Source organism: Streptomyces sp. NPDC059900 (genome assembly GCF_050270335.1).
Classification (GTDB): Bacteria; Actinomycetota; Actinomycetes; order Streptomycetales; family Streptomycetaceae; genus Streptomyces.
In genome coordinates, this window is sequence record NZ_JBNNJZ010000940.1 from 1 (window position 1) to 2050 (window position 2050).

Here is a 2050-nt window from a genome sequence, read left to right on the forward strand (position 1 = left end):
ACATGGGCATGGGCACCCTAGGACGGATCATCGAAGTGCTCACCGGAGAGAGCTACCACCGCGCCCTGCGCACACGCATCCTGCAACCCCTCGGCCTCAACGCGACCGCCGACGCCGAAGAACTCCTGCTGCGGTCAACTGCCGTGGGGCACACCGTCGACTCCGCCACCGGAAACACCGCACCCGTCTCCCGACTGCGCGCCTGGCCCGAGAACGGCCCGGCCGGCTCCCGGTTGTGGCTCGACATCGACGCCCTGATCGCCTTCGGCAGGATGCACATCGACGGCACAGCTCCCGACGGACGCCGGATCCTGTCGCCCTGGACACTGCACGAGATGCGCGAGCCCCAGTTCGACGACTACTGGGGCTGCTTCCCGATGTACGCCAACTACGGCCTGGGCTGGGCCATCGTCCGCCAGGGGGACGCCCCGGTCCTGGCACACGGCGGCGCCAACCTCGGCATGCACTCAACCCTGTATGTCCTTCCCGAGCAGCAGGCCGTCCTGGCCGTGCTCACCAACAGCACCACCGGGTTCCAGCTCTACTCCTCGCTCTGCTCACGTCTGCTCCAGGAGCACTTCGACGTCCACAGCCCTGCCCCCGCCTACGCTCCGCACTCCACCGTCGAGGTCGACAACGACCTGTTCACCGGGGTCTACCGATCGCCCAACGGCCAGGTTGACGTCGACGTGCGAGACGGCCGGCTCTATCTCCGGACGACGCCCGCCCCCAGCCTGACGGCGTGGGACCGGCTCAATGGCCGCACGCCGGGCGAGTGCCAGGCCCTGCCGCTGGTCTGTATCGACAGCCAACAGCGCCGGTTCTCCATGGACCTGGGCCAGGCAGGCGGTTTCGCGGCCGTGCAGTTCTACGACCCGGACGCGAACGGATGCCCCACCCTGGTCCGCGTGGGGACGCTCTACGAGCGAACCCGTTGAACTCGTGCTCGACGCCGATCGAGCTGCCCCCTTGATCGTGTGTGACACATGACCGGCGGACCTCCGGGCCCTTCTCGCCTGACCACTGTGCTCCGTGACCCCGCAGGGAGACTGCCGGGTCACGGAGCACAGCGCCTACGAGCCCAGTACGGGATCCGCCGCCCTGCTTACCCCGGGGCGGCTGGGTGCCGCGGCACGGCCGGGCAGGAACGCGATGATGGCCAGAGGGAGGACGACCAGGATCGCGGCGAGCAGAAATCCGAATCGGAAGCTGTCCTCGGTGGGCAGCTTGGTGAGGGGATTCGTGTCGCTGGACAGCACTGCGGCGGAGATCTGGACGCCGAGCGCCGCACCGATCCCGCGCGCGGCCATGTTGACGGACGTCGCGACACCGGTGTCCGAGGGATCCACCGACGCGACGGTGCCGGCGTAGAGCGCGGTACCGGCGGCACCCACGCCGATCCCGATCGCCACGACCAAGCCGAGCACGACGTGCCAGGGAGCGCTGTGCCAGGCCACGGCGAAGAGCAGTCCGACGGCCGTGACAAGCAGCGCGGCGGCGACGACCACACGGGATCCGCACCAGCGGACCAGCTGTCCGGACAGTGGTCCGACGAACATGGCGCAGAGATAGGCCGGGAACAGGTACAGGCTGACCTGGCTGGCCGAGGCGGTGAAACCGAACCCGGCCACCTGGGACGGCATCGCTAGCAACTGCGGGAACAGGTATGCCGGGACGGCCGACCCCGCGCCCAGGACCGCGGCGACCACGGCAGAACTCCACACGCCGCGGCGCCCGAGGAGGCGGAGCCCGATCAGGGGTGCCGTGGCCCGTCGCTCCGCGGCGACCCAGCAGGCTCCGCTGACGAGCATGACGGTGAACAGCGTCAAGGACTCGGTGGTCAGCCATCCGGTGCGGGGGATCCGCGAGAGGTTGAACATCAGCGTGCCCAGAGCGACGGTCAGCAAGAGCGCGCCGCGCCACTCCAGCGTTTCTCGTCCTGCCCGTCGCACACCGGGCGAACTGCGCCGGGGAAGGGCACATTGGGCGGCGATGGCCAGGGCGGCCACCACCAGGGTGGGAAGCAGGAAGACCCATCGGCGGCCCAGGG

Annotated in this window: 2 protein-coding genes; one reads left to right on the plus strand and one right to left on the minus strand. The window is 69.6% G+C overall.

Going from position 1 to position 2050, the window contains the following annotated elements; genetic code table 11:
* Positions 1-938: serine hydrolase domain-containing protein (locus ACQKIP_RS45955; RefSeq protein WP_427745723.1), on the plus strand; the 938-nt coding region annotated here is incomplete at its 5' end.
* A gap of 135 nt (positions 939-1073) precedes the next feature.
* Here ACQKIP_RS45955 and ACQKIP_RS45960 read toward each other — a convergent pair.
* Positions 1074-2050 (minus strand): MFS transporter (locus ACQKIP_RS45960; protein ID WP_427745724.1); only part of this gene is annotated, 977 nt, incomplete at its 5' end.